Here is a 25,716-nt window from a genome sequence, read left to right as displayed (position 1 = left end):
GATGGATAAAGAACAGCTTATTGAGATAGCCAATACCGTAATGCCATTCGGCAAGTACAAAGGCCGCGTGCTGATCGATGTGCCGGAAGAGTATCTGCTGTGGTTTGCTCGCAAAGATGAGTTTCCACAGGGCCATCTGGGTGAGTTGATGAGGCTTACATTGCTGATTAAAACAGAAGGACTGGAGGGGCTGGTGAAGCCCCTCAAGCGGCATTAATTTACCCGTCATACTTCAAGCTGCATGTGCGTTGGCTTTCCTCGCTCACCCCAGTCACTTACTGGAGTAAGCTCCAGGGGATTTACTGCGTCGCCGCCTTCATGCAACTCGAATTATTTTGGGTATATTTTATTGTGTATTTTCAGTGGCAGCTTTGGCTGCCACTTTTGTTTCTTGCTGATAACGACGAGCGAGCACTGCGCAAATCATCAACTGTAACTGATGGAAGATCATCAGTGGTAGCACCATCATCCCCACGGTAGCCACAGGGAACAGAATGTTCGCCATCGGAATACCGTTCGCCAGGCTCTTTTTCGAACCGCAGAACACGATAGTAATTTCATCCGCTTTACTAAAGCCCAGGCGTCTGGCGACGAACATATTGATGCTAATGATGATCACCAGCATGACAAGACTGACCACCACGATAAACAGCAGTGAACCTAAACCGACTTTGTGCCAAATCCCATGTCTGACCGCCTCGCTAAACGCCGTGTAGATGACCAATAGAATTGACGTCTGGTCTGTTTTACCAATCCATTTTTTATGGCGTGCAACCCACTCGCCAATCCATGGGCGAGAAAGATGCCCGGCAACAAATGGGACCAGTAGCTGCAACATGATGCTGCCGACTTGCTGTAGGCTTCCGCTTGCACCATGGACATGCATCACCATGCCAACTAGCAGTGGCGAGAGGAAAATACCGAGCAGGCTTGAAGCAGATGCTGCGCACACGGCGGCGGCGACATTTCCACCGGCAAGAGAGGTGAATGCAATGGCTGATTGCACGGTGGCAGGCAGGATGCAAAGGTACAAAAAGCCGGTGTAAATTTCAGGGCTGACATTGATCGGTGCCCACCAGGCAAATAAAACACCCAATACAGGGAAGAGAACAAAGGTGCTGCACATTACCCATAAGTGCAGCCGCCAGTGGCTGCTACCAGCAATGATCGCTTCACGGGAAAGCTTGGCGCCATGCATAAAGAAGAGCAGTGCAATCGCTGCCGTTGTGAGTCCTTCAAAGAAGCCAACAAAACTGCCCTGAGCGGGAAAGAAAGACGCCAACAATACGGTAAAAATTAGCGTCAGCGTGAAAGGGTCGAGCACGCGAAAGATTTTCATTTTCATTCCTCAAGCTGTTGAGGGGCTATTGTGCTTTTATTGGTTTTAGAAATAAAATTGATTTATTGAATGAATTGATGAATTAAATAGATGAATTATTCTCTGCGTCAGTTAAAGGTGTTTGTCGCTGTGGCTCATGCCGGAAGTTTTAGCCGGGCAGGGGAGCAAATTGGTCTCAGCCAATCAGCAGTCAGCCACAGCGTGAAAGAGCTGGAAAGTGAAATCGGCGTAAAACTGTTGGATCGCACCACGCGTGAAGTTGTGCTGACGGAAGCGGGCCAGCAACTGGCGGCGCGGCTAGAACGGTTGCTTGAAGAACTGACCAGTACATTGTTGGATACACGCAGTGTCGGTCATCAGCTAAGCGGTACGGTGCGTGTTGCTGCAAGCCAGACTATTTCCGCTCATTTAATGCCGCAATCTATCGCGGCCGCAGCACTGGAATATCCCGCTATCCGTTTTGTTCTTCATGACCGTCCTCAACAGTGGGTGTTGCAAAGTATCCGCCAGGGCGAGGTCGATTTTGGCATGGTTATTGACCCCATTCAGGCAAGTGATTTGGATTGCGAAGCGGTGCTGTCGGAGCCTTTTTTATTGCTTTGCCGTAATGACCATCCCTTTGCGACTCAGGCGCAGGTTTCCTGGCAAGCATTGCAGGGGGCAAATTTGGTGTTACAGGATTATGCATCAGGAAGCCGCCCATTGATTGATGGTGCGCTAATGCGTCAGGGGATTGAGGCAAATATCGTGCAGCAGATTGGCCACCCAGCCACGCTTTTTCCGATGGTTGAAGCGGGAATCGGTATTAGCGTTCTCCCCGCGCTAGCATTGCCATTGCCTCAGGGTCGCCCGCTTGTTGTCCGGCCACTTGTCCCCGTCGTGGATCGACAATTAATGTTGGTGCGCCGCAAGAATCGTTCGCTTTCACGTGCGGCAGAGGCTATCTGGCAGGTTGTAGGCCAACAGGCGCAGCAGTTAACTGCTGCTCGCCTGGGCGACCCACTTTTTAATCATGATCAGATGTAGATATCAATCTGGTTGGATTCTGACGGTTTATTCACACCTTCCACTCTCGATTGCGACTGCTCCTGTTTTTGCTGGGCTTGTTCCGCTTGCTGTTGTTGCAACTGTGCTAGTTGTGCCTGCAGCATATTAATTTGCGACTGAATTAACTCTTGCTGCTTTTGCTTTTCTTCGGCGGTACCGCTGCCGTCAGCAATCTCTTTAGCTTGTTGCGTGAGTTTGATGATCTGCTGCGTGATGCGAGTAATTTGCGAAGCCAGATCATTGCCCGCTGGGCTTGCTGATGACGCTGTACTGGTCTGCAGAGAGGGGGTTGAGGTAGTAATTGTGCTGCTCATGTTGAAACCTTGTAAGAATGCCTGATACAGATATCGGCCTGACAGAGATAAATCTTGAGGGTTAAAGCAGGCAACCTGCCGTTTCCGGAGGTATTGAGAAATCGCGCATAGCAAAAGGCACCTTTTTACATTGGTGGGTCGTGCAGGATGACTCGTCTCATTCTGAGACTCGCCCTTCGGGTCGCCGCCGCAAGCGGCAACGCTGTTTCGCTGCGCTTAACTCGAACCTGCAGCAGGTTCAAATCCCGCCCGAATCGCGCATAGCAAAAAGGCGCCTTTAGGGCGCCTTTCTACATTGGTGGGTCGTGCAGGATTCGAACCTGCGACCAATTGATTAAAAGTCAACTGCTCTACCAACTGAGCTAACGACCCGAATGGTGGGTGATGACGGGCTCGAACCGCCGACCCCCTCCGTGTAAAGGAGGTGCTCTACCAACTGAGCTAATCACCCAAACTTCGGTACTGCTATTGCAAGAGTAGATAATGGTGGGTGATGACGGGCTCGAACCGCCGACCCCCTCCGTGTAAAGGAGGTGCTCTACCAACTGAGCTAATCACCCAAATCTTATCTCTTACTACACTGCGGTATCACTCACTAATGAATGGTGGGTGATGACGGGCTCGAACCGCCGACCCCCTCCGTGTAAAGGAGGTGCTCTACCAACTGAGCTAATCACCCCCGCTGTGTGGAGTCGCATTATAGGGAGAGTTGAAAATGAGTCAACGCCTTTTCTAAAGATTTTGTTTGTTCGTCGTAAAAATAAACAATGCGATCAGGGATTATCCATTGGTGATTGATTTGTCACCAGAATATGTGGATTGCTGACAACTAAAGGTATCGACATTGAGGAATCAGCACACAGTGGTAGAATGTTGCCCACTCTTTATTCCCTGGCATTTGCCGGTTTCCCGGTACTTTTGCGTAATTAAGGCCGTTCAATGAAAATCAAAACTCGCTTTGCGCCAAGCCCAACTGGCTATTTGCACGTTGGTGGTGCTCGTACTGCTCTTTACTCATGGCTCTTTGCTCGTAACCACGGCGGCGAGTTTGTGCTGCGTATAGAAGACACTGACCTTGAGCGCTCAACTCCAGAAGCTATCGAAGCCATTATGGATGGCATGAATTGGTTGAGCCTTGAATGGGACGAAGGTCCGTACTACCAGACTAAACGCTTTGATCGCTACAACGCGGTTATCGATGACATGCTGGAAGCGGGAACCGCGTATAAATGCTACTGCTCTAAAGAACGCCTTGAAGCACTGCGTGAAGAACAAATGGCGAACGGTGATAAGCCGCGCTATGACGGTCGCTGCCGTCATGGCCACGAACACCACGCGGCAGATGAACCTTGTGTTGTGCGTTTTGCCAACCCACAAGAAGGTTCTGTTATTTTCGACGACCAGATCCGTGGGCCAATCGAATTTAGCAACCAGGAACTCGACGATCTGATCATTCGCCGTACCGATGGTTCTCCAACCTATAACTTCTGTGTCGTTGTCGATGACTGGGATATGGAAATCACGCATGTCGTTCGTGGCGAAGACCATATCAACAACACGCCGCGTCAGATAAACATCCTGAAAGCGTTGAATGCACCGGTTCCCGTTTATGCACACGTTTCTATGATTAATGGCGATGACGGTAAAAAACTGTCTAAACGCCACGGCGCAGTCAGCGTGATGCAATATCGTGATGATGGTTATCTGCCAGAAGCCTTACTGAACTATCTGGTGCGCCTGGGCTGGTCACATGGCGACCAGGAGATCTTTACTCGTGAAGAGATGATCAAACTGTTCACGTTAGATTCAGTAAGCAAATCAGCCAGCGCATTTAACACCGAAAAATTGCAGTGGCTGAACCACCACTACATTAATCATCTTGCTCCTGAATATGTTGCGACCCATCTGCAATGGCATATTGAGCAGCAAAACATTGATACCCGTAATGGCCCGCAACTGGCTGAACTGGTTAAACTGCTTGGCGATCGCTGCAAAACGCTGAAAGAGATGGCGGAAACGTGCCGCTACTTCTATGAAGATTTCAGCGAGTTTGATGCTGATGCTGCGAAGAAACATCTGCGTCCGGTTGCACGTCAGCCACTCGAAGTCGTACGCGACAAACTGGCAGCGTTAACTGACTGGACTGCGGAAAACGTGCATAACGCTATTCAGGCAACAGCGGATGAACTTGAAGTGGGCATGGGAAAAGTCGGTATGCCATTGCGCGTGGCGGTAACGGGGGCAGGGCAGTCACCTGGTCTGGATGTGACGGTTCACGCGATTGGTAAACAACGTTCTATTGCGCGTATCAACCAGGCGCTGGAATTTATTGCCCAGCGCGAAGCGCAACAGTAACGGATACGTTATAAAGAGTACGTGCAAAAAAGCCGGCTTATGCCGGCTTTTTTATACTTGTCTTACTCATCGCGAATACCTAAACGTTTTAAAATCCCCGCAATTCCTTCACGCAGAAGCAGTGCTGACAACTTTTCTTGCTCCGTTAACGACATCTGCTTCATCGAATTAAGCAGAAGGCCTTCCAGAGATGTATCGTTTACATGGTAGCTACTGTGTTTCTCAGAAACGCGCTTTGCACTATTAATAAAATCGCGAACTCGTTCATCTACATGTATCAGGCGAGCTTTACCTCCCTGAACACCCGGTTTTTGCGTAGTGAGCCAACTCTCTTTACGTACCCATTTGTTGATTGTTTGGCGACTATAACCAGTAATAATCGCCAGCTCTTCCGGGGTCATACGTTCCTTGAGCACAAATTTTTCCTTAAATCCAAAGGGGTTATTAGTGATTCATTTTATGGGATCATTTTACTGGAAACTGTGACAGGATTAACTACCACGGGATGATATGCAATTTGCTTTTGCTCATGCTGTTTGCTTTTTAGACGATTGATCGCAGAAGAAGAATTTGCCGTTGACACTCTCGAATGGGTTTCATATGATGCCGCCCGTCGATACGACACGGTTTCACGGTACGGGGCTATAGCTCAGCTGGGAGAGCGCTTGCATGGCATGCAAGAGGTCAGCGGTTCGATCCCGCTTAGCTCCACCAAATCTTTACCAGCAAGATTTGAATCGTTTAAACCATACCCATTCGTGGGGCTATAGCTCAGCTGGGAGAGCGCTTGCATGGCATGCAAGAGGTCAGCGGTTCGATCCCGCTTAGCTCCACCAAAACATAAGACCCTCGCCTGATGGCGGGGGTTTTTTCGTTTTAACAACCCAACTCCCCAAAATTCCCAAATTAATCACGATATAGCGGTATTCGTGCACTGCAAATTGAATACGATTTATTCTCAACAGGGATATATCAAACTGTTTCTCTTTGTTTGAATGTATAAAAAATCAAGAAAATTAAAGGGGTTAAATATTGTGCAAACTTGATTTGAGCAATAAATAAACGTATTATTCATCGCCGAATAACACTGCTAATCAAGAGCAGAATAATCACGTCAGGGCTTATGACTTTCAAAAAAATGATAAAAAAATCCGTCACAGCACTGGTTTTAAGCCTTCTGTTTGTACCTCTTTCTCGTTACATTTCCCCCTCGACAGTTATTGAAGGTAAACAGATTTATCTCGCTTACCTTCCGATAAGTTTCATGATCGCCATGGTGTTTATCTATGGCCGGGTCGCTATTATTCCACTATTAATAGCTTCAATCGCTGCATATTCTTTTTGTTTAAAGATATCCTGGTTTGCACTGTTGGTCTTTGTCTTTTGCCTGATATTGACAATATCACTATGCAGTATGATGGCGCGTTATAATCTTGGTGCACGCTGGCGACATGGGTTGGCAGATAAAGGTATTGGTGTCAGGATATTTTGGCTAGGTTTTGCTACACCTTTTATTATTAAGTTGATGATGTATATCTCCGGGTATTATATCCACTTCCCCGCTCGGATTGCGGCTTACTTTGGTGATAATTCTCTGATCTTTATGGTAGTCGATTTTCAAAGCTTAGTTGCCGCCTCGCTCATTTTCACCCCGTTATTCTATTACCCATTAAGGATGCTCCTTAATCCTAATTATGCCCGAGCATTCTGGCTCCGATGTGTAATGCGTGACTTTGTTGGGCCGCGTCGTTATTACACTTATACCTGGGTCTTTTGTCTGATAACAATGCTATGGATACTGTGCTCCTCTTGGGGAATACTACAGGTTTCAGGTTATCTGGTACCCATCATCTTCGTACTCTTTACGCTTGGCATTCGGCATTTTGGCCCGCGTTTAATGGGGCTAATGTGGGCTACTTCTGCATGGTTACTACTGACCTATAACGACGGTTTTCTTTATGGGGTAAATAACGAATTTGCCCTGTCATTTATCCTCTCGGTATTTATTACGTTTAACGTCTGTATGGTGTATATGACGACGGTTTTCAAGAAAAACGAGTGGATGAAACGTATTTATCGTTCGCAAGCGCTTACCGACCCCTTAACTCAACTACCAAATATACGTGCGCTGGAACACCATGTGCAATGCTATCCCAAAGGGACTTTGTGTTGCTTGCGCATGTCTAATCTGGAGTTTTTAAGCCGACACTACGGCATCATGATGCGCATTGAATGCAAACGTATTATCACCTGGCAATTAAAACCTTTCTTGCAGCAAGGCGAACAGGTATTTCAATTGCCGGGAAGTGAATTATTAATATTTTTACATGGCCAGGATACCGCTGATCGATTGGGCCATATAGTCGACACACTCAATAGCAAGCAAGTAAAATGGCATAATACTATGCTGGAAATTGAGTACAGTGCATCTTATAGCGTTATCGATAATGATCTTATTGAATTACACCGTACATTAGGGCAATTAAGCTATCTCTCTGAGCAGGCATGTGCGACGAAGCGTGTACTCAGTCTGGATACCCGAATTGAAGATGTTTCAGATCAGACAACTGAACGCGTGTTAATTTTGCAAAAAATTAAACGAGCACTGAATGATGAACAATCCTTTGTCCTCTATGCGCAACCTATTTTAGATGAGCAGGGGAAGGGGTATTACGAAATATTAACTCGCTTATCATTAGATGGCAAAATTATTACTCCTGATAACTTTATTCCCATTATCACTGAATTTAACCTCAGCACACGCTTCGATATGCTAATCATGCAGAAACTGGTGCGTTTCCTGCAGCAGCATCCAGAGACTATCCAACAGCCACGTTTCTCCGTTAATCTCATGCCATTAACGTTGATGCAAAAAGATGTCGCTCAGAAAATTGTTTCCTTGTTTAATGAATTTAAAGTGCCAACCCGCAGTGTGATTATTGAAGTGACTGAGGAACAGGCATTTTCAGAGTCAGAAATCTCCATGCAGAACATCATGCTGCTGCGTGAGAGTGGCTTTAAAATTGCCATTGATGACTTTGGCACCGGCTATGCGAATTACGAAAGGCTTAAACGGCTTCAGGCGGACATTATTAAGATTGATGGTTGCTTCATCAAAGACATCACGTCTGACTCGCTTGACCCCCTGATCGTTAAATCTATATGTGATATGGCCCATGCGAAGCAACTGAGTGTCGTTGCTGAGTTTGTTGAAACCGAAGAACAGCGGGCACTATTGCATAAACTGGGTGTACAGTTTTTGCAAGGTTACCTGATCGGCAAACCCGTGCCTCTTAATACAGTCCATACTTTTTAAGGTAGCAATATGTTGCGAGCATATGATCACAGGACTTTATTGTGAGTACTTCATTAGCGAATAGATTTCGTCTGCCAATGGCAAAAACCTTGCGTGTTATTCATCTGGTTTTCATTTTTGTTTTTGTGCTGATCACTTTTTTGTTCTGGCAGCAAGGGCAACTCTTTAACCAGGGCTATCGCTCCAGTCAGCTGGGCCATCTTGAAAGCGTGATTGCACGTCTCGAAAGCAGAGCGCAATACAAGGTTGATAACCTTCGCTATTTAAAAAGAATTTTTATTGAAGCGATGGATGACCCGATCTTTCCGGGGAGCCCAGTGACACCATGGGAACTCAATGAAAATACGATTCAAAAGCCGTTGTGGATAGGTGAATTGCCTTTACCCAATTCTGTTACCGAAGAGGAAGCGTTTCAGGACAAGAAGTCTCTGGAGGTGCGGCAACAACTCAATGGGTTGCGTAAAATCCGAGGGCTTTTCCCGCTAGCAACGGGAGATAATGAACTGTTGGCTGATCTGTATTACATCTCGCGCGAAGGTGAATTTATCGCCTCTTTATCGAAGAAAGTTAACTCACTGCTGATTAATAGCTATAACCCATTCGAAAAACAGGGGAGTTTCGTATTGGCATCTCCGCTTTTGAATCCCAAGCGAGCACCTTTCTGGACGCGGCAAAATATTGTTAACAGCGATGAAGCGCTGATCAACGCAGCCATTCCTGTCGATTTTGGTGGTGAATGGATAGGATTATTAGGCATTGCATTTGATAGACAATCGGTCGAGCAGTTTCTTGCCTCCTCATTACCTGATGGGAGCCGTAGTGCCTACCGATTGTATGATGAACAATTAAAACCGCTGACAAAAGCGGTGGGCGCGGAAAATAACCTTCAGTTAAGCGCGGAACAGAAAAAAACCATTCTCAATATGCTGGCTGAAAAAAAGCGTGGCACTCTCCGTTCGGGATTGACCTTTATCACTTTTGGTAAGCTAAAAGGAACGCATTCGATATTGGTTAACACCCAAACCCTGGGACAGGGGCTGCATGAAGAGTTTGGGCGATTCAGCCTGCTTCTTGTCACAATGTTTTTGATTTTTCTGTTTTTCCTGCTGGGGGCGCACAGCATTATTTGCCGTCTGGTGCGGAATATGGGCAATTTACAACGTGAAATGCAACACCATGCGCTTCACGATGATTTAACCGGGGCACTCAATCGCCGTGGCTTTTTCGCAAAAACGTCTCAACTTAGCCCGAACTACGTGGATTATACACTCGTACAATTGGACCTCGACTACTTTAAAAAGGTGAACGATGTGTATGGGCATTTGGTTGGCGATAATGTGCTGATTCACGCTACACGTCGCATTCAGCAAGCCATACGCAGCCAGGATGTCCTGGGGCGCATTGGTGGCGAGGAGTTCTGTGTTTATCTGCCTAATTCCGATCTCAAGACCGGAATTAGGGTGGCGACAAGAATTAAGTGGGAGCTCGAATCTTCCGCCTTGATCCTCGAAAATGGCTTGAAGCTACTGATTACCGCATCGCTGGGAGTGGCCTCTCACAGCGAGTATCCAGAGAGTTCGCTTGACCAAATCCAAACCCTTGCTGATATGCGCATGTACCGGGCGAAAACTCGCGGGCGAAATCAGGTATGTTGGCAGGATGACGCAGATTTAGAGGCATAAAAAAACCGAGGCAAAAGCCTCGGTTTTTGTTTGAAGCGTGAGAATTACAAGAACAGACCTGCAATAGATGCAGACAAAATGCTCACAAGCGTTGCGCCGTAAACCAGTTTCAGGCCAAAGCGAGAAACCACGTTACCTTGCTCTTCGTTCAGGCCTTTAATCGCACCAGCGATAATCCCGATAGAAGAGAAGTTAGCAAACGAAACCAGGAACACAGACAGGATACCTTCCGCGCGTGGGGAAAGCGTACCGGCCAGTTTTTGCAGATCCAGCATCGCAACGAATTCGTTTGATACCAGTTTGGTTGCCATGATACTGCCAACCTGCAAGGCTTCATGAGATGGAACACCCATGATCCAGGCTACCGGGTAGAAGATGTAACCCAGAATGCCCTGGAAGGAGATACCGAAGATGGCTGCAAACAGTGCGTTCAGCGCGGCGATCAAGGCAATAAAGCCAATCAGCATTGCCGCAACGATAATCGCAACTTTAAAACCTGCCAGAATATATTCGCCGAGCATCTCGAAGAAGCTTTGACCTTCGTGCAGGTTAGACATCTGCAGGTTTTCTTCGCTGTCCTCAACACGGTACGGGTTGATCAGAGATAACACGATGAAGGTACTGAACATGTTCAATACCAGCGCTGCAACCACATATTTTGGTTCGAGCATTGTCATGTATGCGCCGACAATCGACATGGACACGGTAGACATGGCCGTAGCGGACATGGTGTACATGCGGTTGCGGGACATCTTGCCGAGAATATCCTTATAGGCGATAAAGTTTTCTGACTGTCCCAAAATCAGTGAACTTACGGCGTTAAAGGATTCCAGTTTACCCATACCATTCACTTTAGACAGAAGGGTACCGATAAAGCGGATGACGATCGGCAGTACGCGAATGTGCTGCAAAATACCAATCAGCGCAGAGATAAAGACGATTGGGCAGAGTACTTTCAGGAAGAAGAAGGCGAGTCCTTCGTCATTCATCTTACCGAATACAAAGTTTGTCCCTTCATTAGCGAACGACAGGAGTTTCTCAAACATTTCTGAGAAACCTCTTACAAAGCCCAGACCCACTTCTGAGTTCAGGAAGAACCAGGCGAGAAGAAGTTCAATCACTAACAATTGAACGATAAAGCGAATACGGATCTGCTTACGATTGCTACTCAGCAACAAAGCGAGTAACGCAACCACGGCAAGCGCTAAAACAAAATGCAGAACGCGGGACATATTTGCTCCAAATATTATGAGGCAGGTTTAATTTCGTTGCACATTCTATGAAACAAGCAATAAGAAAACGAGAGCAATCGCACACTATAGTGATGACATGTGACCAAACTCAAAATTAGTGATCAACCATACATTTCTGCTATGTTAAGTAAAGAAGGTAAAAGTTGCGTCAACGCACATATCTTTATCATAGTTGCTGTCTTAATTGTGCGTTGTTAATCGGCAATCGGCGTCTTAAAAATCCCTCATCGTTTCAAGCTATCGAAGAAATCAGTTTATCTCTTTTAAATGAATTTGATAATCATTCTCACTTTTGCTAGCTTGAAACATAGCAAAGGCTATATCTCAGAGGCAGATGATGAATAACAGTCGCGTTGAAAATAGTGGTACTCGCACAGCGCGAAGATTACGCCTGGCGTTAATGGGACCAGCCTTTATCGCTGCCATCGGTTATATCGATCCCGGCAACTTTGCGACTAACATCCAGGCGGGTGCCAGCTTTGGCTATAAATTGCTGTGGGTGGTGGTCTGGGCGAACCTGATGGCGATGCTCATCCAAATCCTGTCTGCAAAACTCGGTATCGCAACGGGTAAAAACCTTGCCGAACAGATTCGCGATCATTATCCGCGTCCCGTCGTCTGGCTTTACTGGATACAAGCCGAAATCATTGCCATGGCGACGGATCTCGCTGAATTCATCGGTGCGGCGATTGGTTTCAAACTGATCCTCGGCGTCTCTTTATTACAAGGTGCAGTGCTAACCGGTATTGCCACATTCCTGATACTGATGCTGCAACGGCGTGGTCAGAAGCCCCTTGAGAAAGTGATTGGCGGATTACTGTTGTTTGTGGCAGCGGCCTATATCGTCGAGCTTATTTTCTCGCAGCCTAAATTGGTGGAATTAGGGAAAGGGATGCTGATTCCTTCCTTGCCAACCAGCGAAGCTGTATTTCTTGCTGCGGGCGTGCTCGGTGCAACCATCATGCCGCACGTAATCTATCTGCACTCGTCGCTGACCCAGCATATGCATGAGGGAAATCGGGCCGAACGGTATTCTGCAACCAAATGGGATGTTGCGATTGCGATGACCATTGCAGGGTTTGTTAACCTGGCGATGATGGCAACCGCCGCCGCTGCGTTTCATTTCTCAGGCCACACTGGTGTCGCCGACCTCGATGAAGCTTACCTCACGCTGCAACCGTTGCTGAGCCATTCAGCGGCCACAATCTTTGGTTTAAGCCTTGTCGCTGCGGGTTTGTCATCCACCGTCGTGGGGACGTTAGCCGGGCAGGTGGTGATGCAGGGTTTCGTCCGCTTCTATATCCCGTTGTGGGTTCGTCGCTCCGTGACCATGGCACCTTCATTCATTGTGATTCTGATGGGGCTTGATCCGACACGGATTCTGGTGATGAGCCAGGTATTGCTGAGCTTCGGGATTGCCCTTGCCCTGGTTCCGCTACTGATTTTCACCAGCAATGACAAACTGATGGGCGACCTGGTGAATACGCGTGTGATTAAGATGACTGGCTGGGTGATTGTGGCAATCGTCGTTGCGCTGAATTTGTGGTTGTTGATTGGCACGGTTTTAGGGCTGTAGCCAGTTGGAACATCGTAAGGTGAATGGCACATCGTCCATTCACCTTACAAAACCTAAAAAGGGGGCTAAGACTTGCCAGCTTCGCTTGATTTTATTGAAGGTGTCTCACCAAACAATAACTGGGTATATTTACTGGAAATCTTCCCAGAACGCTTCCCATCCGCGCCGTAGTACCTGTCTTCACGACATAACCGTTCCTTCACATCGCAGAAGATCCCGTTTGAAAAAGTAAACTCGGTCAGCACAACGTCTTTGGTGGTAAATAATTTATTATTTGCCGCAGTCTTACCCAGATACTTACCCGTGAGTGTTTGAGAGATACCTTTGTCATCGGCACAGACATACTTGTCGCATAAAACCCCTGTTGCCGGGTTCTTGATTGAACTCCGTTGATTCGCATGAGCGGACAGGGAACCTGCAGTCAGTGCGATTGCCAGGGGGGCCAGGAGAAGGAGTTTTTTCATTGGATAACTTACCTTTTGGGAAATGACTTTGCTATCTGGGGATGTTTGGAAGCTGCAACGCAATGCGTTACAGCTCCCTGCAAAGCTTAACTGATTAGCCTCAGAGCTTCAGCTCCAGGAAGAGACTCTTCAGTTTGGTCATTAATGACGATGGCCACCGCCATGTCCATGTCCGCGACCATGATCGCCACGCCCACGATGATCATCCCGATCGTTCCAGCCCGCGCGGTAGCCCTTCTCAAAGCTGCTACGGCCACGGTCTTTATACCAACCACGATGATAGCCGTTGTCATGACGGTGCCAGCGGTTTTCGCGCCATTCATAGTGATTACGCCAGTAATCGCGGTCACGCCAACCGCCACCATCCCAGTAATTACCGCGATAATCCTGATCACCTATTTGAAGCTTAACAGACGGCAGCAGGGTGATTTCGCCCGCATTCGCCACTAGCGGCACGGAGGCCAGTAATGCAACTGCAAGAATCAGTGACCTGAACATACTCTCTCCTAATACACGATAACCGCCAGGCGGCTTGTTAATGCAATAGTAAGTTGTGGTAACTAAGTGTTTCATCGCCACAACTCCTAAATCGCTTAAGAGAGCACTTTTTGCTAAAAATGGACAAGTTTTAACACATTGGTGTTAGCGGTTACATGAGTATCTCTTCGATCTCTGCAAGTTCTGCTGCGGTGAAATGACGATTCGCTAACATACCGACGGCATCATCAATTTGGCCAATCTTGCTTGCCCCAATCAATACTGACGTCACCTTATCCCCACGCAGTACCCACGCCAGTGCCATCTGGGAAAGCTTCTGCCCACGACGTAGCGCTATCGCATTCAATTTGCGCACTTTTTCTAGCTTATCAGCAGTGAGTTGGTCAGCATTAAGGAACTTGCTACCGCTGGCGGCCCTCGAGTCTGCCGGGATCCCATCCAGATAGCGATCGGTCAACTGTCCACCCGCCAGCGGCGAAAACGCAATGCTGCCGACCCCTTTCTCTTGCAGAACATCCAGCAAACTGGCTTCCACCCAACGTTCGAACATCGAATAACGAGGCTGGTGGATAAGACACGGCGTGCCAAGATAGTTTAAAATATCAATGGCTTGAGCAGCAAGTTCTGCGGGATAGTTTGAAATGCCGACATACAGTGCTTTACCCTGGCGCACGACGGTATCCAGCGCTCGCATGGTCTCTTCCAGCGGCGTTTCAGGATCAGGACGGTGATGATAGAAGATGTCGACATACTCAAGCCCCATACGCTTCAGGCTCTGGTTAAGGCTTGAAATCAGATACTTACGTGAGCCCCAATCGCCATAAGGGCCATCCCACATGGTGTATCCCGCTTTCGATGAAATAATCAGCTCATCACGGTATGGCAGGAAATCCTCACGCAGGATGCGACCAAAGTTTTCTTCTGCAGAACCAGGAGGCGGGCCGTAGTTATTTGCGAGGTCAAAATGGGTAATCCCCGAATCAAAAGCACGGTGTAACAGCTGGCGGCTGTTATCCAGCAACGTGGTATCACCAAAGTTGTGCCATAAGCCCAGCGAAATAGCGGGGAGTTTGAGTCCACTACGCCCACATCGGCGGTATTCCATTGATTCATAACGCGCAGAACTTGCCTGATAGACCATGTTGGTTCCCTTGTCAGTAAAATAACCCGTCATACTCTCAGTCGCAGGGTAAATGGCTTACCTGCAACTTACACAATACAGAATTAGTGTATACGGTTTCACAACGTTTCAGGCTATCAGACTACACCCCAGTTAAGTGTAAATCCCTCTTTCCACTGCCTTATTGTCGTGGTTACTCGACAGCGATCACATATGTCCAATACTCACTGTAATCCCTCTGAGAAGGAATGCGTCATGACTTACCGTGTAGCGGACTATATTCTGGACCGATTCACTGAAGCTGGGATCAACCATTTATTTGGTGTCCCGGGTGACTACAACTTACAGTTTCTGGATAGTGTGATTGAAAACCCGACGCTCGCCTGGGTTGGGTGTGCCAACGAACTGAACGCGGCTTACGCCGCCGACGGCTATGCGCGTTGCAACGGTGCGGCAGCACTGCTCACGACATTTGGCGTTGGCGAGTTAAGCGCGATCAATGGGATAGCCGGAAGCTATGCCGAATATCTCCCGGTCATCCACATCGTAGGAGCTCCCTGCCTTGGGGCGCAGCGGCGTGGTGAATTGCTCCACCACACTCTCGGCGATGGGGATTTTGGTCATTTTGCAAGAATGGCGAAGGAGGTGACGGTCGCTCAGGCTTCGCTCACTGCAGAAAATGCATGTTATGAAATCGACCGTGTTTTACAGCAGGCGCTGACTCAGAGCCGCCCAGGCTATCTACTCCTCCCCAGTGATGTCTCTCAGGTTCCTGCGACTCGCCCGACTCAGCCTCTTTTCGCTACACCATCAGGCTGCGATCCCGCATTAATGGCCGAATTCCGCGCATGTGTTCAGGAGCGTCTGGCGGAGAGCCGCAGCGTTGCGTTATTGGCTGATTTTCTGGCGCTGCGTTTTGGGCAACAAAAAACGCTGCAACAATGGATGGATGACACCCCGATGCCTCATGCCACATTATTGATGGGGAAAGGCTTATTCGATGAAGGGCAGTTGGGGTTTGTCGGGACCTATAGCGCCTCCGCCAGTGATGAAAAGGTGATTCAGTCCATTGAAAAGGCCGAGCTTGTCATCTGCGTCGGCGTCAAATTCACTGACACGCTCACCGCCGGATTCACACAACATTTCACCGTACAACAGACTATCGACATCCAGCCATATGCCACGCGTATTGGCGATCGTTGGTTTAGCGGGATTGCAATGGCGCAAGCGGTTGAGGTGCTGCATCAGTTGTGTAAGCTCCAGGTTTCCGGTTGGTCTGTACCTCAACAAAAGCCACCGGCTCTGCCTGCTGCGACTAACGGAATACTCGACCAGCACGCTTTCTGGCAGTGTATGCAAAACTTCCTGCAAGCCGGGGACATCGTACTTGCCGACCAGGGAACCGCCGCATTTGGTGCCGCAACGCTGACCTTACCCGCAGGCGTGACGTTTATCGCTCAGCCGCTCTGGGGCTCGATTGGTTTTACACTCCCCGCCGCATTTGGTGCGCAAACGGCCTGCCCAAACCGGCGACTGGTGTTGCTGGTGGGAGATGGTTCGGCGCAACTCACCATTCAGGAAATGGGTTCAATGATGCGTGACCAACAGCGGCCCATTATTTTCTTGCTCAATAACGATGGTTACACCGTGGAGCGGGCGATTCATGGCGCGGAGCAAAGATATAACGACATTGCGCCGTGGAACTGGACGCAAGTACCACAGGCGATGAACGTTAACAATCAGGCACAATGCTGGCGGGTGACAGAAACGGTGCAACTGGAAGAGGTGATGCAGAAGGTGGCAAAAGCAGAACGACTGTCACTGGTGGAAGTCGTTCTGCCCAAACAGGATATCCCCGAATTGTTGCAGGCTATCACGACATCGCTGGCGAAACGCAATGCCGCGAAGGACTAAACTTTCGGCTTATCGGCCATCATCACCGGTTTACCGGCCAGCATTAACCAGGCCGGGAGCATAACGATACACAGCAGCGGAAGCAGTTTGATATCTGGCACCACGGCCATGGCCATAAACAGGCTGAGCCAGCCATCACGCGTAACAACCAATACCAGGCCAAGGATGGCACAAGACAATGTAATCGCGGCTGGAACCGCTTCGACATGCTGATGGAGCATCATGCCCAGCGCGACACCGACGAACACCACAGGGAATATCCGTCCACCGCGGAAGCCACAGGCTGATGCAATCACCAGGGCAGTCAGTTTTACCACCGCAAACATCAGCAACGTCGCCACGGAATAATTCTGAGCGCTGCCTAACTGGCGCATTTCATCCAGCCCTTTGAACAAGGTGACTTCACCGCCAATCAGCCCGAGTACGCCCAACAGAAAACCACCCGTTCCAAGCACCAATACCGGGTGTTTGAGCTGGTGGAACATGCGATGCGCGCGCGGCAGGCACCAGACGGCGACCATGCCCAATGCAATAGCGATAGTGGCGACCACGGCCCCACTAAAGACATCCACCAGGCGGAATTCCGAATATTCCAGCGCAGATAGAGAGAAATCAGGCTGGAAGAATAAATCGGTAGTCATCGCTCCGGCTGCTGCTGCCATCAGTGGCGTGAAAAGCCGATCCCACAAAGGGACCTCGTTGCTGCCATTCAGCATTTGCGAAAATACCAATGCAGCCGCAACCGGCGTACCAAATAACGCACCGATGGTTCCTGCTGCGGCGAGAATCGTCCAGTCGAGTGCGGCAACTTTAGGTAATAAGCGCGCGCCAATCGCCACCGCCAGTGCAATATTCACCGACATAATAGGATGTTCCGGGCCGAGGCTTACCCCACCGGCAAGACCGAGCACCAGCGCAATAATCAATCCTGGCAGCACCATCACTGGGATGGGTGAACCAATCAAGGGTTCTGTCGACGGATCGGGGCCGGCATGGCCTGGCATATAGCGAATCACCAACCCAACCGCGATACCGGTGAAAGTCAGCATCAAAAGAATCCACATCGGGGAATTCATATTGAGATCGAAATGTGCGGGAAGGGTGACCCATAAATATTTCTGCAAAACTGCGGCGACTTTCATCACCACAATCAATACCAGACTGGAACAAACCCCAATGACTAACGCAGGGATAGAAAGAACCAACATGGTTCTGGCTCGCGGATGGAGCATAAATTTTCCTTACTCTAATTTTTTAAGCGCAAATCGCCGCGGCAAACAGTATGCCTGATGAGTTTTAAGCGTTGGTGCAATAAGGGCTGAAACGCTCAAGCTAATCTGTGACGAAGATCTATAATCCCAAGGCACTTCTCATCTGGTCGTTGTTGTTTAGGCTAGCTAATTTTACAGTGATGCCAGATCTTATTTTGACTTTAGCGGAGCAGTGAAAGAATGACAAAATATGCTTTGGTGGGAGATGTGGGCGGCACCAATGCGCGTCTGGCACTGTGCAACGTTGAAAATGGTGACATCACCCAGGCGAAAACCTATTCGGGCCTTGATTTCCCAAGCCTGGAAGCTGTCGTGGTGCATTATCTCAAAGAGCACAATGTCGCCGTGACTGATGGTTGTATTGCCATTGCCTGCCCAATTACCGGTGATTGGGTAGCGATGACCAACCATACCTGGGCCTTCTCTACTGCTGAGATGAAAAAGAACCTTGGCTTCGAGCATCTGGAAATTATCAACGACTTTACCGCCGTTTCGATGGCGATTCCGTCCCTCAAAGAAGAGCAACTGATTAAGTTCGGCGGCGGTGAGCCAGTAGAAGGCAAACCGGTTGCGGTTTACGGTGCAGGCACCGGACTTGGGGTCGCGCACCTTGTTCATGTTGATAAACGCTGGGTGAGTCTCCCGGGCGAAGGTGGCCACGTCGATTTTGCGCCAAACAGCGAAGAAGAGGGGATTATCCTCGAAGAGCTGCGCACTGAAATCGGCCACGTTTCCGCAGAACGCGTGCTCTCAGGCCCAGGTTTAGTGAATTTATATCGCGCGATTGTTAAATCAGACGGGCGTGAGCCAGAAAACTATAAGCCGAAAGACATCACCGAAAAGGCAGTGGAAGACAGTTGCACCGACTGCCGTCGTGCGTTGTCACTGTTCTGCGTCATCCTTGGGCGTTTTGGTGGCAACCTCGCGTTGACCCTCGGGACGTTTGGCGGCGTGTACATCGCGGGCGGTATCGTGCCACGCTTCCTCGAGTTCTTTAAAGCTTCCGGTTTCCGCGGTGGTTTTGAAGATAAAGGGCGCTTTAAAGAGTATGTACACAATATTCCGGTGTACCTGATTGTTCACGACCAACCCGGCTTGCTGGGGGCGGGTGCGCATTTGCGCCAAACGCTGGGGCAAGTTCTGTAATCCAGACGGGCGCAAATTCTTGCGCCCGTTTTACAACCGCATTAACTGACGAAACTCTTTCACTTTGCTGCGACTCACTGGCACCTGAAAATCCAAATCCCGTAGACGCAAAATATAGGTATTGTTAAACCACGGCTCAATCTCGCGGATTTTGCTGAGGTTCACGCAATAGGAGCGATGGCAGCGGAAGAAATGGCTTTCAGGCAGGCGGTTGCAAAACTCAGTGATATTCATCGACATCACGTACGCTTCACGCCGGGTATAGACAAACGTCATTTTCTCGTGGGCTTCAGCGTAGTAAATATCGTTAATATCCGTAACGATAATACGCTCATCTTTCACCAGATTAATCGTCAGCGCTTCACGGCTTGAGGTGTTTCCAGATGCTGGCGCGTTTTGTTGCTGGTAAGCGGCTTCCAGTTTTTGCAGCATCCCAATAATGCGTGACTCTTGATAAGGCTTCAGAATGTAGTCGAACGCTTCCAGCTCAAAGGCTTCTACTGCGTGTTCTTTCCAGGCCGTGATAAACACAATAAACGGCTTATGGGCAAACTTACTGATATTTTGCGCTAGCAAAACACCGTCTAATGATGGAATGTTGATGTCCAAAAATATGGCGTCAACTTCATGATGCTGAAGATATTTCAGTACATCCATGCCGTCATCAAATATACCGACAACATCCATCTGGCTATATTCTTTAATCAGCCAGTTCAGTTCCTGCTGCGCCAGCACTTCATCTTCTACGATGAGAACTTTCATGCATGACCTCCTTGTTGCGACAATAACGGGGGAACGGCAGCGGCGGCGTGAGGCACGTAAAACGCAATCTCAGTACCCGGCTCAAGGCGGCGGATAAGCAACCCTTCGCCATAAAGTAATTTTACGCGGTGGTGCACATTCAGCAGGCCAATTTTATTGCCGGGCATTTCGTTGGCTTCCACGCGTTCAATAACCTGCGGATCAATACCATTACCGGTGTCCCTCACCGCAATACGCACGCGATTGCCGCTCTCTTCAACGCTGATGGTGACCACACCTTTGCCTTTACACGGCTGTATTCCGTGGACAATCGCATTCTCCACCAGTGGCTGAATGAGCAGGCTGGGGATCAGGCAATTCACCTCTTCATCAATGTTATAAATCACGGTCAGCTTGTCGCCAAAACGCGCCTGCTCAATGGTGATGTAATCCTTAATCTGATACAGCTCTTTCCTGATATCGATCTGCTCATCGTCTTTTAATTCAATGTTATAGCGCAGATAACGCGACAAGTTATAAATCAGCTGGCGCGCGGTATCGGGATTCATACGAATAGAGGAAGAAATAGCATTCAGCGCATTGAACAGAAAATGGGGGTTAATCTTGCTTTGTAGCGCGCGTAACTCGGCTTTATTGGCCATCTCGCGCAGCTGTTCTGCACGAGAAACTTCCAACTGCGTTGAGATAATTTGCGAAAGTCCGACCGCCATTTCTTGCAACGTTGAGGTGATCTGGTGCGCGTGGCGGTAATAGATTTTCAGCGTGCCGGTGACGACCCCTTTTTCCCACAGCGGAATAATAATGAGCGAGTGAATTTCCGGGGTCCGGTAGGCTTCATCATTATTCCTGATGATTATCTTTCCTTCACGTAGCGAAAGCTGGGTTCTGGGGCTAATACCCACATCATTCTGCTTATAGTTATTTTCCCCAACACCCACATAAGCCAGCACTTTGTCGATATCGGTAATCGCCACGGCATCGGCGTTAATATCATTGCGAATAATATCGCAAACCTGGCGCAGTGATTCGCTGTTCACGTTACGGAATAGCGGCAGCGTTTTGTTGGCGATATCCAGCGCTAGCTTGGCCTGGCGCGCAGCGCTGGCCTCTTTTTCACCTTCGACACTTTGCACCAGTAGCACAATAAAGCCGATGGAGACGGTGCCGATAATCATAGGAATACCAATCTTTGAAACGATGTCGATTCCTAAAGATACTGACGGAGCCCACAGCACCACCAGAATCATGGTCATCGTTTCGCACAACATCCCAGCAATAATTCCCACGCGCCAATGCTGCTCTTTCGGGATTTTGCGATTAATCCAACCGGCAATACACCCGGCGATAATACTGGTAATTAGGCAGGGAATAGCGGTAATACCGCCTATATCAATAAGATAACGGTGAAGCCCGGCAATAATCCCGGTAATGATACCCACCCAGGGGCCAAATAAGATCCCGCCCGCCATCACGGCGATAATTCGCACATTGACCAGCGAGCCTTCAACATGCACGCCAGACCAGGTGCTGAACAAAGCAAACATAGAGAAAATAGCGGTGACCGCTAATAACTCTTTGGGCGTGTGGGCATTTTTATGCAGTAGTTCGCGGAACAGACGGATGCGAATTAAAAAGAACAGGCAAATAAGCATCAGCGCCGCCCGGTCAAATACCGCCAGCAGCATGTCAAAAATTTCGTGCACGGGTGACTCGAGTGACAAAGAATGGAAGGGCAATGATAAGGAAATTACTCAGCGGTTACCAGAAATGGACACTTTTGCATGAAACGCCCTCATCCCAGCCTTCTCCCCCAGGAGAAGGAGAAACTAACAATTCCCTCTCCCTGGGAGAAGGGGAAACTGAAACTGACAATCCCCTCTCCCTGGGGAGAAGGGGAAACTGAAACTGACAATCCCCTCTCCCTGGGGTGAAGGGGAAACTGAAACTGACAATCCCCTCTCCCTGGGGTGAAGGGGAAACTGAAACTGACAATCCCCTCTCCTGGGGAGAAGGGGATACTGAAACTGACAATCCCCTCTCCCTGGGGTGAAGGGGAGACTGAAACTGACAATCCCCTCTCCCTGGGGTGAAGGGGAGACTGAAACTGACAATTCCCTCTCCCTGGGGAGAGGGTTAGGGTGAGGGGAAAACTACTTCCCGCCCAATTGTTCACGACCCGCAGGGGTTAAATCACCAGGTGTCGCGCGTCCGTCAAAATCCACTTCAAAATCATCGGCAGCAAAATCAGGCGGTGATTTCCCTTCAACAAATGATGACCACTGGCGTTCGAGATACGCGGCATTTTTCTCACACCACGGCGCGGCGGCGATATACATCACGTTGCTATCGAACTCACCCTGATGCTCATTTTCAACGGCATGAATCACATCGCAGTGCCAGAAAACGGTATCGCCCGCTTCCATATTCGGAATTGAGGAAATCCCAGTAAGTAAAAGGGGATGCCACTGTTCGTTAATAGAAAGTGCACGCCCAGGTTTTGCTTCACACAACGACTCTTCCGGCACATCGTCTTGTAATGCTCGCAGCAAAATGTAAGCCATCGCGTTCGCTACCGGCAGCAACGTCAACGTGCCGCCATGCTTACGCTGTGGGCTAAGAGCCGTCCAGCCCTGAAAAGTACGGAACATAGAACAGACTGCCGGGGACGGGAATTCTCGTACTTCTGTACGACCTTCTGCGGCGAACGGGTTGTACTTCTGCCACTCGCCGGAGAACACATGACGGTAAACATGACGGAAATTCTCATCCAGCCAGCGTTCAACAGAACCGCCATCCACATGCGGAGACAGGCCCAAAGAGTTAGAACGAGGCGGACGACGGCGAGTTCGGTCGGCATAGCTCACCACGCGATCCGGGTCGAAATGCTGCTTACCGTTGCTCTCGGTTTCCCATAAATTGTTCAGGAAAACCTGCACCGCTTTCATGCGTGCATGTTGGCGTGCTTCGACCTGTGGCTTCGACCAATAAATGCCATAGATTTGCGGTTTACTTGCAGCAAGTGTGCCGAAATAGTTGTCTTCTGCCGCATTTTTCAATTTCTCGACGAAGTTATTTCGCTCCAGATAATTCCCGACTTCCTCATTCCAGGCTTGAGCCTGAGCATGTGGGAAAACGCCTTTGACGGTGCAGCAGCCGCGCTGGCGAATCAGCGCCTTTTGTTGCTCGCTGACGCGATGATTCACAATGTCGTCGGCGTTAATCTGCGGCACAGGATTTTCACCGCGATCCATTTCAGCGCGAATTTCTGCAATCTGGCGTTTCATGTCGCCTTCGAGTTGTTCAAAAGCGGCTTTGTAGCCAGGCAGCTCGTGGCGAAGTTTTTGTTTTATCTCACGGATAGCACGCGGTACGTCATCAATGTGTAGGGTCATGGTAGTGCTCCACGTCATCGGAAACTGAAGTTATTGGTTTGTTGCGACATGGTTAATGTAATTTAGTTTAATCAAACAAAATAGGGATAAGCTTCAAATGAAGCTTCCTCTTTTATGGGGAGTTAAAAATATTTCTCTTTCCCTCTCGACAGATGATTTTTATTCAGGCTATTTTCTAAGCAAGCCACATCACGTGGCAGCGTCGCTCGGACGGTCCGGGCGCTAACGTTATCTGAGGAATTTATGGCTGACTCCAGTCCAAAACGTCGTTTTTCGCGTATCGATCGTCTCCCGCCGTATGTGTTTAATATCACCGCTGAACTGAAAATGGCGGCTCGTCGTCGTGGCGAAGATATTATCGATTTCAGTATGGGCAATCCTGATGGCCCGACTCCACCGCATATCGTTGAAAAACTCTGCACGGTTGCGCAGCGCGAAGACACGCACGGTTACTCCACCTCCCGAGGCATTCCGCGCTTACGTCGCGCAATTTCTCGCTGGTACAAAGATCGCTACGACGTTGAAATCGATCCCGAGAGCGAAGCGATTGTCACCATTGGTTCGAAAGAAGGCCTGGCACACTTGATGCTGGCAACCCTCGACCACGGCGACACCGTGCTGGTGCCAAACCCAAGTTACCCAATTCATATTTACGGTGCGGTTATTGCCGGGGCGCAAGTGCGCTCAGTGCCGCTGGTGGAAGGCGTTGATTTCTTTGCCGAGCTTGAACGTGCGATTCGTGAAAGCTATCCGAAACCGAAAATGATGATCCTCGGCTTCCCGTCGAACCCAACCGCGCAGTGCGTGGAGCTGGAGTTTTTCGAAAGGGTAGTGGCGCTGGCAAAACAGTACGACGTGCTGGTGGTGCATGATTTGGCATATGCCGACATCGTTTATGATGGCTGGAAAGCCCCGTCAATTATGGAAGTGCCCGGCGCACGCGATGTCGCCGTTGAATTCTTCACCCTGTCGAAAAGCTACAACATGGCAGGCTGGCGCATTGGTTTTATGGTAGGCAACAAAGAGCTGGTGAATGCGCTGGCACGAATCAAAAGCTACCACGACTACGGCACCTTTACGCCGCTGCAAGTCGCGGCGATTGCGGCACTCGAAGGTGACCAGCAATGTGTGCGTGATATTGCTGAACAGTACAAACGTCGCCGTGATGTATTAGTAAAAGGCTTGCACGAAGCGGGTTGGATGGTGGAATGCCCGAAAGCGTCGATGTATGTGTGGGCGAAAATTCCAGAAAAATATGCGGCGATGGGGTCGCTGGAGTTTGCTAAAAAACTGCTTCAGGAGGCGAAGGTGTGTGTCTCGCCAGGTGTGGGTTTTGGTGACTACGGTGACACCCATGTGCGCTTCGCATTAATTGAAAACCGCGATCGCATCCGGCAGGCCGTGCGCGGTATTAAAGCGATGTTTCGTGCCGATGGTGTTATTTGATGGAATTAAGTCAATAAAAACAACGTGTTGTTCGTGAGCTAAATCATTCGAGTTGCAGACATTGCAACTCGAAGTATGACCGGTAAGGTTATTCAACCATCATCACAAACGTACCCACCCAAACCAACAAAATGAATGACAACCCCATCATGAAATATTTCACGTTACATTGCTCCGCGCGTTCGTCCGCGCAATTTTGCTAAAGAATTCAGTATAGAAACAGGTGGCCGTTCCACATCGTGTTCTGTTGCCGAACCCCGGGTTCGACGGCGCTAATGTACTCTCCCTGGAAGGCGGAATACAAGGGGCGGAAAACGGCAGTGGCAATCATTTTTTAAACTTTACAATTCACGCGGCGATAAAATAATAAATCTTTTGAATTAAAAGGGTTTTTTATCAAGTGAAAAGACTGTGGCGGAGATGAAAAAACGTTGTTGCGAGGCGAATTCTTTGCGAAAAAACAGGCCCAAAAGAGCCTGTTAATGTGGAGATTATTTGGTTGCGTTGGTGGCGTTTTCCATCGCCTGCTTCATTGCTGCGTTATTGATTGAGTTCTGACGATTCTGCTCAGCAAGGTAACAGGTATCTTTGCTGATTCCCTGTGCCTGGCAATCTGCCTGGCGTTGTGCCGAAGTGCTGCAACCTACCAATGTTCCAACCATACTCACTACCATCATTAACATTATTTTTTTCATTGCTGTTTAACCCAAAATGTTGAAGAAAACGCCGAAACGAAACGCCGTTTCTGACGCTGGCATAATCTACCATCTTCAATATGGGTAAATTAGGAAAATGCTTAATCATTGATGCGATCAATGTGT

The 25,716-nt window shown here is 48.9% G+C and carries 22 protein-coding genes, 6 tRNA genes and 1 other RNA gene; 11 read left to right on the top strand and 18 right to left on the bottom strand.

The window, feature by feature from the left end:
* The first annotated feature begins 1 nt into the window (after nt 1).
* Nucleotides 2-217, top strand: a complete 216-nt coding sequence (locus BSPA111_RS05430; protein WP_034459012.1) for a DUF3820 family protein — start codon at nt 2-4, stop codon at nt 215-217.
* Nucleotides 218-346: 129 nt separating this feature from the next.
* On the opposite strand, the gene BSPA111_RS05425 is transcribed toward BSPA111_RS05430, so the two are convergent.
* Nucleotides 347-1,339, bottom strand: coding sequence for a bile acid:sodium symporter family protein (locus BSPA111_RS05425; protein ID WP_183270125.1), 993 nt, complete (start codon nt 1,337-1,339; stop codon nt 347-349).
* Nucleotides 1,340-1,429: 90 nt separating this feature from the next.
* On the opposite strand from BSPA111_RS05425, the gene BSPA111_RS05420 reads away from it, so the two are divergent.
* Entirely contained in the window at nt 1,430-2,365 is a 936-nt protein-coding gene (locus BSPA111_RS05420) for a LysR family transcriptional regulator (RefSeq protein WP_183270124.1), read from the top strand.
* Here the strand turns inward: BSPA111_RS05420 and BSPA111_RS05415 are convergent.
* The 6 genes from BSPA111_RS05415 to BSPA111_RS05390 all read right to left on the bottom strand — a co-directional run bounded on the left by BSPA111_RS05415 (nt 2,356) and on the right by BSPA111_RS05390 (nt 3,379).
* Nucleotides 2,356-2,700: a FlxA-like family protein gene (locus BSPA111_RS05415; protein WP_183270123.1), complete on the bottom strand. Its 345-nt coding sequence runs from the start codon at nt 2,698-2,700 to the stop codon at nt 2,356-2,358. The two genes, BSPA111_RS05420 and BSPA111_RS05415, sit on opposite strands and share 10 nt — an antisense overlap.
* A 131-nt stretch (nt 2,701-2,831) precedes the next feature.
* Nucleotides 2,832-2,965: non-coding RNA, RtT sRNA (locus BSPA111_RS05410), on the bottom strand.
* 31 nt (nt 2,966-2,996) lie between these two features.
* Nucleotides 2,997-3,072, bottom strand: a tRNA-Lys gene (locus BSPA111_RS05405).
* 3 nt (nt 3,073-3,075) lie between these two features.
* Nucleotides 3,076-3,151: transfer RNA gene (locus BSPA111_RS05400), tRNA-Val, on the bottom strand.
* A 33-nt stretch (nt 3,152-3,184) separates the two neighbouring features.
* Nucleotides 3,185-3,260, bottom strand: a tRNA-Val gene (locus BSPA111_RS05395).
* A 43-nt stretch (nt 3,261-3,303) separates the two neighbouring features.
* A tRNA-Val gene (locus BSPA111_RS05390) sits at nt 3,304-3,379 on the bottom strand.
* Nucleotides 3,380-3,639: 260 nt separating this feature from the next.
* Here BSPA111_RS05390 and gltX point away from each other — a divergent pair.
* Nucleotides 3,640-5,055 carry a glutamate--tRNA ligase gene (gltX, locus tag BSPA111_RS05385; RefSeq protein WP_183270122.1) on the top strand — a complete coding sequence of 472 codons (1,416 nt, stop codon included), beginning with the start codon at nt 3,640-3,642 and terminating at the stop codon, nt 5,053-5,055.
* Nucleotides 5,056-5,117: 62 nt separating this feature from the next.
* Here the strand turns inward: gltX and BSPA111_RS05380 are convergent, their stop codons facing one another.
* Nucleotides 5,118-5,471: a YfeC-like transcriptional regulator gene (locus tag BSPA111_RS05380; protein WP_183270121.1), complete on the bottom strand. Its 354-nt coding sequence runs from the start codon at nt 5,469-5,471 to the stop codon at nt 5,118-5,120.
* Nucleotides 5,472-5,693: 222 nt separating this feature from the next.
* Between BSPA111_RS05380 and BSPA111_RS05375 the strand changes: the two genes are divergently transcribed.
* From BSPA111_RS05375 to BSPA111_RS05360, 4 genes are all read left to right on the top strand, one after another.
* A tRNA-Ala gene (locus BSPA111_RS05375) sits at nt 5,694-5,769 on the top strand.
* A 46-nt stretch (nt 5,770-5,815) separates the two neighbouring features.
* Nucleotides 5,816-5,891, top strand: a tRNA-Ala gene (locus tag BSPA111_RS05370).
* Nucleotides 5,892-6,178: 287 nt separating this feature from the next.
* On the top strand, nt 6,179-8,371 hold the full coding sequence (locus BSPA111_RS05365) for an EAL domain-containing protein (RefSeq protein WP_183270120.1): 2,193 nt from the start codon (nt 6,179-6,181) through the stop codon (nt 8,369-8,371).
* 41 nt (nt 8,372-8,412) lie between these two features.
* Nucleotides 8,413-10,053 carry a diguanylate cyclase gene (locus BSPA111_RS05360; RefSeq protein ID WP_255459232.1) on the top strand — a complete coding sequence of 547 codons (1,641 nt, stop codon included), beginning with the start codon at nt 8,413-8,415 and terminating at the stop codon, nt 10,051-10,053.
* 44 nt (nt 10,054-10,097) lie between these two features.
* Here the strand turns inward: BSPA111_RS05360 and BSPA111_RS05355 are convergent, their stop codons facing one another.
* Nucleotides 10,098-11,285: a NupC/NupG family nucleoside CNT transporter gene (locus BSPA111_RS05355; protein ID WP_183270119.1), complete on the bottom strand. Its 1,188-nt coding sequence runs from the start codon at nt 11,283-11,285 to the stop codon at nt 10,098-10,100.
* A 358-nt stretch (nt 11,286-11,643) separates the two neighbouring features.
* Between BSPA111_RS05355 and BSPA111_RS05350 the strand changes: the two genes are divergently transcribed.
* A complete protein-coding gene (locus BSPA111_RS05350; protein ID WP_183270302.1) occupies nt 11,644-12,882 on the top strand; it encodes an Nramp family divalent metal transporter in 1,239 nt (412 codons plus the stop codon).
* A gap of 65 nt (nt 12,883-12,947) precedes the next feature.
* Here the strand turns inward: BSPA111_RS05350 and BSPA111_RS05345 are convergent, their stop codons facing one another.
* The 3 genes from BSPA111_RS05345 to mgrA form a co-directional block, all read right to left on the bottom strand.
* Nucleotides 12,948-13,346, bottom strand: coding sequence for a YcgJ family protein (locus tag BSPA111_RS05345; RefSeq protein ID WP_183270118.1), 399 nt, complete (start codon nt 13,344-13,346; stop codon nt 12,948-12,950).
* A 141-nt stretch (nt 13,347-13,487) separates the two neighbouring features.
* On the bottom strand, nt 13,488-13,844 hold the full coding sequence (locus tag BSPA111_RS05340) for a DUF2502 domain-containing protein (protein WP_183270301.1): 357 nt from the start codon (nt 13,842-13,844) through the stop codon (nt 13,488-13,490).
* 151 nt (nt 13,845-13,995) lie between these two features.
* Entirely contained in the window at nt 13,996-14,985 is a 990-nt protein-coding gene (gene mgrA, locus BSPA111_RS05335) for an L-glyceraldehyde 3-phosphate reductase (protein WP_183270300.1), read from the bottom strand.
* Nucleotides 14,986-15,219: 234 nt separating this feature from the next.
* Here mgrA and BSPA111_RS05330 point away from each other — a divergent pair, with 234 nt between their 5' ends.
* Nucleotides 15,220-16,878, top strand: a complete 1,659-nt coding sequence (locus tag BSPA111_RS05330) for an alpha-keto acid decarboxylase family protein (RefSeq protein ID WP_183270117.1) — start codon at nt 15,220-15,222, stop codon at nt 16,876-16,878.
* Here the strand turns inward: BSPA111_RS05330 and BSPA111_RS05325 are convergent.
* A complete protein-coding gene (locus tag BSPA111_RS05325; RefSeq protein ID WP_183270116.1) occupies nt 16,875-18,110 on the bottom strand; it encodes an ion channel protein in 1,236 nt (411 codons plus the stop codon). The two genes, BSPA111_RS05330 and BSPA111_RS05325, sit on opposite strands and share 4 nt — an antisense overlap.
* A gap of 219 nt (nt 18,111-18,329) precedes the next feature.
* Between BSPA111_RS05325 and glk the strand changes: the two genes are divergently transcribed.
* A complete protein-coding gene (gene glk / locus BSPA111_RS05320) occupies nt 18,330-19,295 on the top strand; it encodes a glucokinase (protein WP_183270115.1) in 966 nt (321 codons plus the stop codon).
* Between the two features lie 30 nt (nt 19,296-19,325).
* Here glk and BSPA111_RS05315 read toward each other — a convergent pair whose 3' ends face one another.
* The 3 genes from BSPA111_RS05315 to BSPA111_RS05305 form a co-directional block, all read right to left on the bottom strand.
* On the bottom strand, nt 19,326-20,057 hold the full coding sequence (locus BSPA111_RS05315; protein ID WP_183270114.1) for a LytTR family DNA-binding domain-containing protein: 732 nt from the start codon (nt 20,055-20,057) through the stop codon (nt 19,326-19,328).
* Nucleotides 20,054-21,760, bottom strand: a complete 1,707-nt coding sequence (locus BSPA111_RS05310) for a sensor histidine kinase (RefSeq protein ID WP_183270113.1) — start codon at nt 21,758-21,760, stop codon at nt 20,054-20,056. The genes BSPA111_RS05315 and BSPA111_RS05310 overlap by 4 nt, the downstream gene beginning before the upstream one ends.
* Nucleotides 21,761-22,207: 447 nt before the next feature.
* Nucleotides 22,208-23,449, bottom strand: coding sequence for a DUF1479 domain-containing protein (locus BSPA111_RS05305; protein WP_183270112.1), 1,242 nt, complete (start codon nt 23,447-23,449; stop codon nt 22,208-22,210).
* 243 nt (nt 23,450-23,692) lie between these two features.
* Between BSPA111_RS05305 and alaC the strand changes: the two genes are divergently transcribed.
* The gene (gene alaC / locus BSPA111_RS05300; RefSeq protein ID WP_183270111.1) at nt 23,693-24,895 is read left to right on the top strand and encodes an alanine transaminase; all 1,203 of its coding nucleotides are present in this window, start codon (nt 23,693-23,695) and stop codon (nt 24,893-24,895) included.
* An 88-nt stretch (nt 24,896-24,983) separates the two neighbouring features.
* Here alaC and ypdK read toward each other — a convergent pair whose 3' ends face one another.
* Together ypdK and BSPA111_RS05290 are read right to left on the bottom strand one after the other, a co-directional pair.
* A complete protein-coding gene (ypdK, locus tag BSPA111_RS22795) occupies nt 24,984-25,058 on the bottom strand; it encodes a membrane protein YpdK (protein WP_115631778.1) in 75 nt (24 codons plus the stop codon).
* Nucleotides 25,059-25,386: 328 nt separating this feature from the next.
* On the bottom strand, nt 25,387-25,557 hold the full coding sequence (locus tag BSPA111_RS05290) for a hypothetical protein (RefSeq protein WP_221200556.1): 171 nt from the start codon (nt 25,555-25,557) through the stop codon (nt 25,387-25,389).
* Between the last annotated feature and the right edge of the window lie 159 nt (nt 25,558-25,716).

It is taken from the genome of Buttiauxella sp. A111 (assembly GCF_014189855.1).
Taxonomy (GTDB): Bacteria; Pseudomonadota; Gammaproteobacteria; order Enterobacterales; family Enterobacteriaceae; genus Buttiauxella; species Buttiauxella selenatireducens.
This window is presented reverse-complemented; position numbering and strand designations above follow the sequence as displayed.

What these genes read in the sequence shown, in the direction of transcription:
- BSPA111_RS05430 (WP_034459012.1), top strand. Translation starts at nt 2, where the DNA reads ATGGATAAAGAACAGCTTATTGAGATAGCCAATACCGTAATGCCATTC.
- BSPA111_RS05425 (WP_183270125.1), bottom strand. Translation starts at nt 1,339, where the DNA reads ATGAAAATCTTTCGCGTGCTCGACCCTTTCACGCTGACGCTAATTTTT.
- BSPA111_RS05420 (WP_183270124.1), top strand. Translation starts at nt 1,430, where the DNA reads ATGAATTATTCTCTGCGTCAGTTAAAGGTGTTTGTCGCTGTGGCTCAT.
- BSPA111_RS05415 (WP_183270123.1), bottom strand. Translation starts at nt 2,700, where the DNA reads ATGAGCAGCACAATTACTACCTCAACCCCCTCTCTGCAGACCAGTACA.
- gltX (WP_183270122.1), top strand. Translation starts at nt 3,640, where the DNA reads ATGAAAATCAAAACTCGCTTTGCGCCAAGCCCAACTGGCTATTTGCAC.
- BSPA111_RS05365 (WP_183270120.1), top strand. Translation starts at nt 6,179, where the DNA reads ATGACTTTCAAAAAAATGATAAAAAAATCCGTCACAGCACTGGTTTTA.
- BSPA111_RS05355 (WP_183270119.1), bottom strand. Translation starts at nt 11,285, where the DNA reads ATGTCCCGCGTTCTGCATTTTGTTTTAGCGCTTGCCGTGGTTGCGTTA.
- BSPA111_RS05350 (WP_183270302.1), top strand. Translation starts at nt 11,644, where the DNA reads ATGAATAACAGTCGCGTTGAAAATAGTGGTACTCGCACAGCGCGAAGA.
- BSPA111_RS05345 (WP_183270118.1), bottom strand. Translation starts at nt 13,346, where the DNA reads ATGAAAAAACTCCTTCTCCTGGCCCCCCTGGCAATCGCACTGACTGCA.
- BSPA111_RS05340 (WP_183270301.1), bottom strand. Translation starts at nt 13,844, where the DNA reads ATGTTCAGGTCACTGATTCTTGCAGTTGCATTACTGGCCTCCGTGCCG.
- mgrA (WP_183270300.1), bottom strand. Translation starts at nt 14,985, where the DNA reads ATGGTCTATCAGGCAAGTTCTGCGCGTTATGAATCAATGGAATACCGC.
- BSPA111_RS05330 (WP_183270117.1), top strand. Translation starts at nt 15,220, where the DNA reads ATGACTTACCGTGTAGCGGACTATATTCTGGACCGATTCACTGAAGCT.
- BSPA111_RS05325 (WP_183270116.1), bottom strand. Translation starts at nt 18,110, where the DNA reads ATGCTCCATCCGCGAGCCAGAACCATGTTGGTTCTTTCTATCCCTGCG.
- glk (WP_183270115.1), top strand. Translation starts at nt 18,330, where the DNA reads ATGACAAAATATGCTTTGGTGGGAGATGTGGGCGGCACCAATGCGCGT.
- BSPA111_RS05315 (WP_183270114.1), bottom strand. Translation starts at nt 20,057, where the DNA reads ATGAAAGTTCTCATCGTAGAAGATGAAGTGCTGGCGCAGCAGGAACTG.
- BSPA111_RS05305 (WP_183270112.1), bottom strand. Translation starts at nt 23,449, where the DNA reads ATGACCCTACACATTGATGACGTACCGCGTGCTATCCGTGAGATAAAA.
- alaC (WP_183270111.1), top strand. Translation starts at nt 23,693, where the DNA reads ATGGCTGACTCCAGTCCAAAACGTCGTTTTTCGCGTATCGATCGTCTC.
- BSPA111_RS05290 (WP_221200556.1), bottom strand. Translation starts at nt 25,557, where the DNA reads ATGGTTGGAACATTGGTAGGTTGCAGCACTTCGGCACAACGCCAGGCA.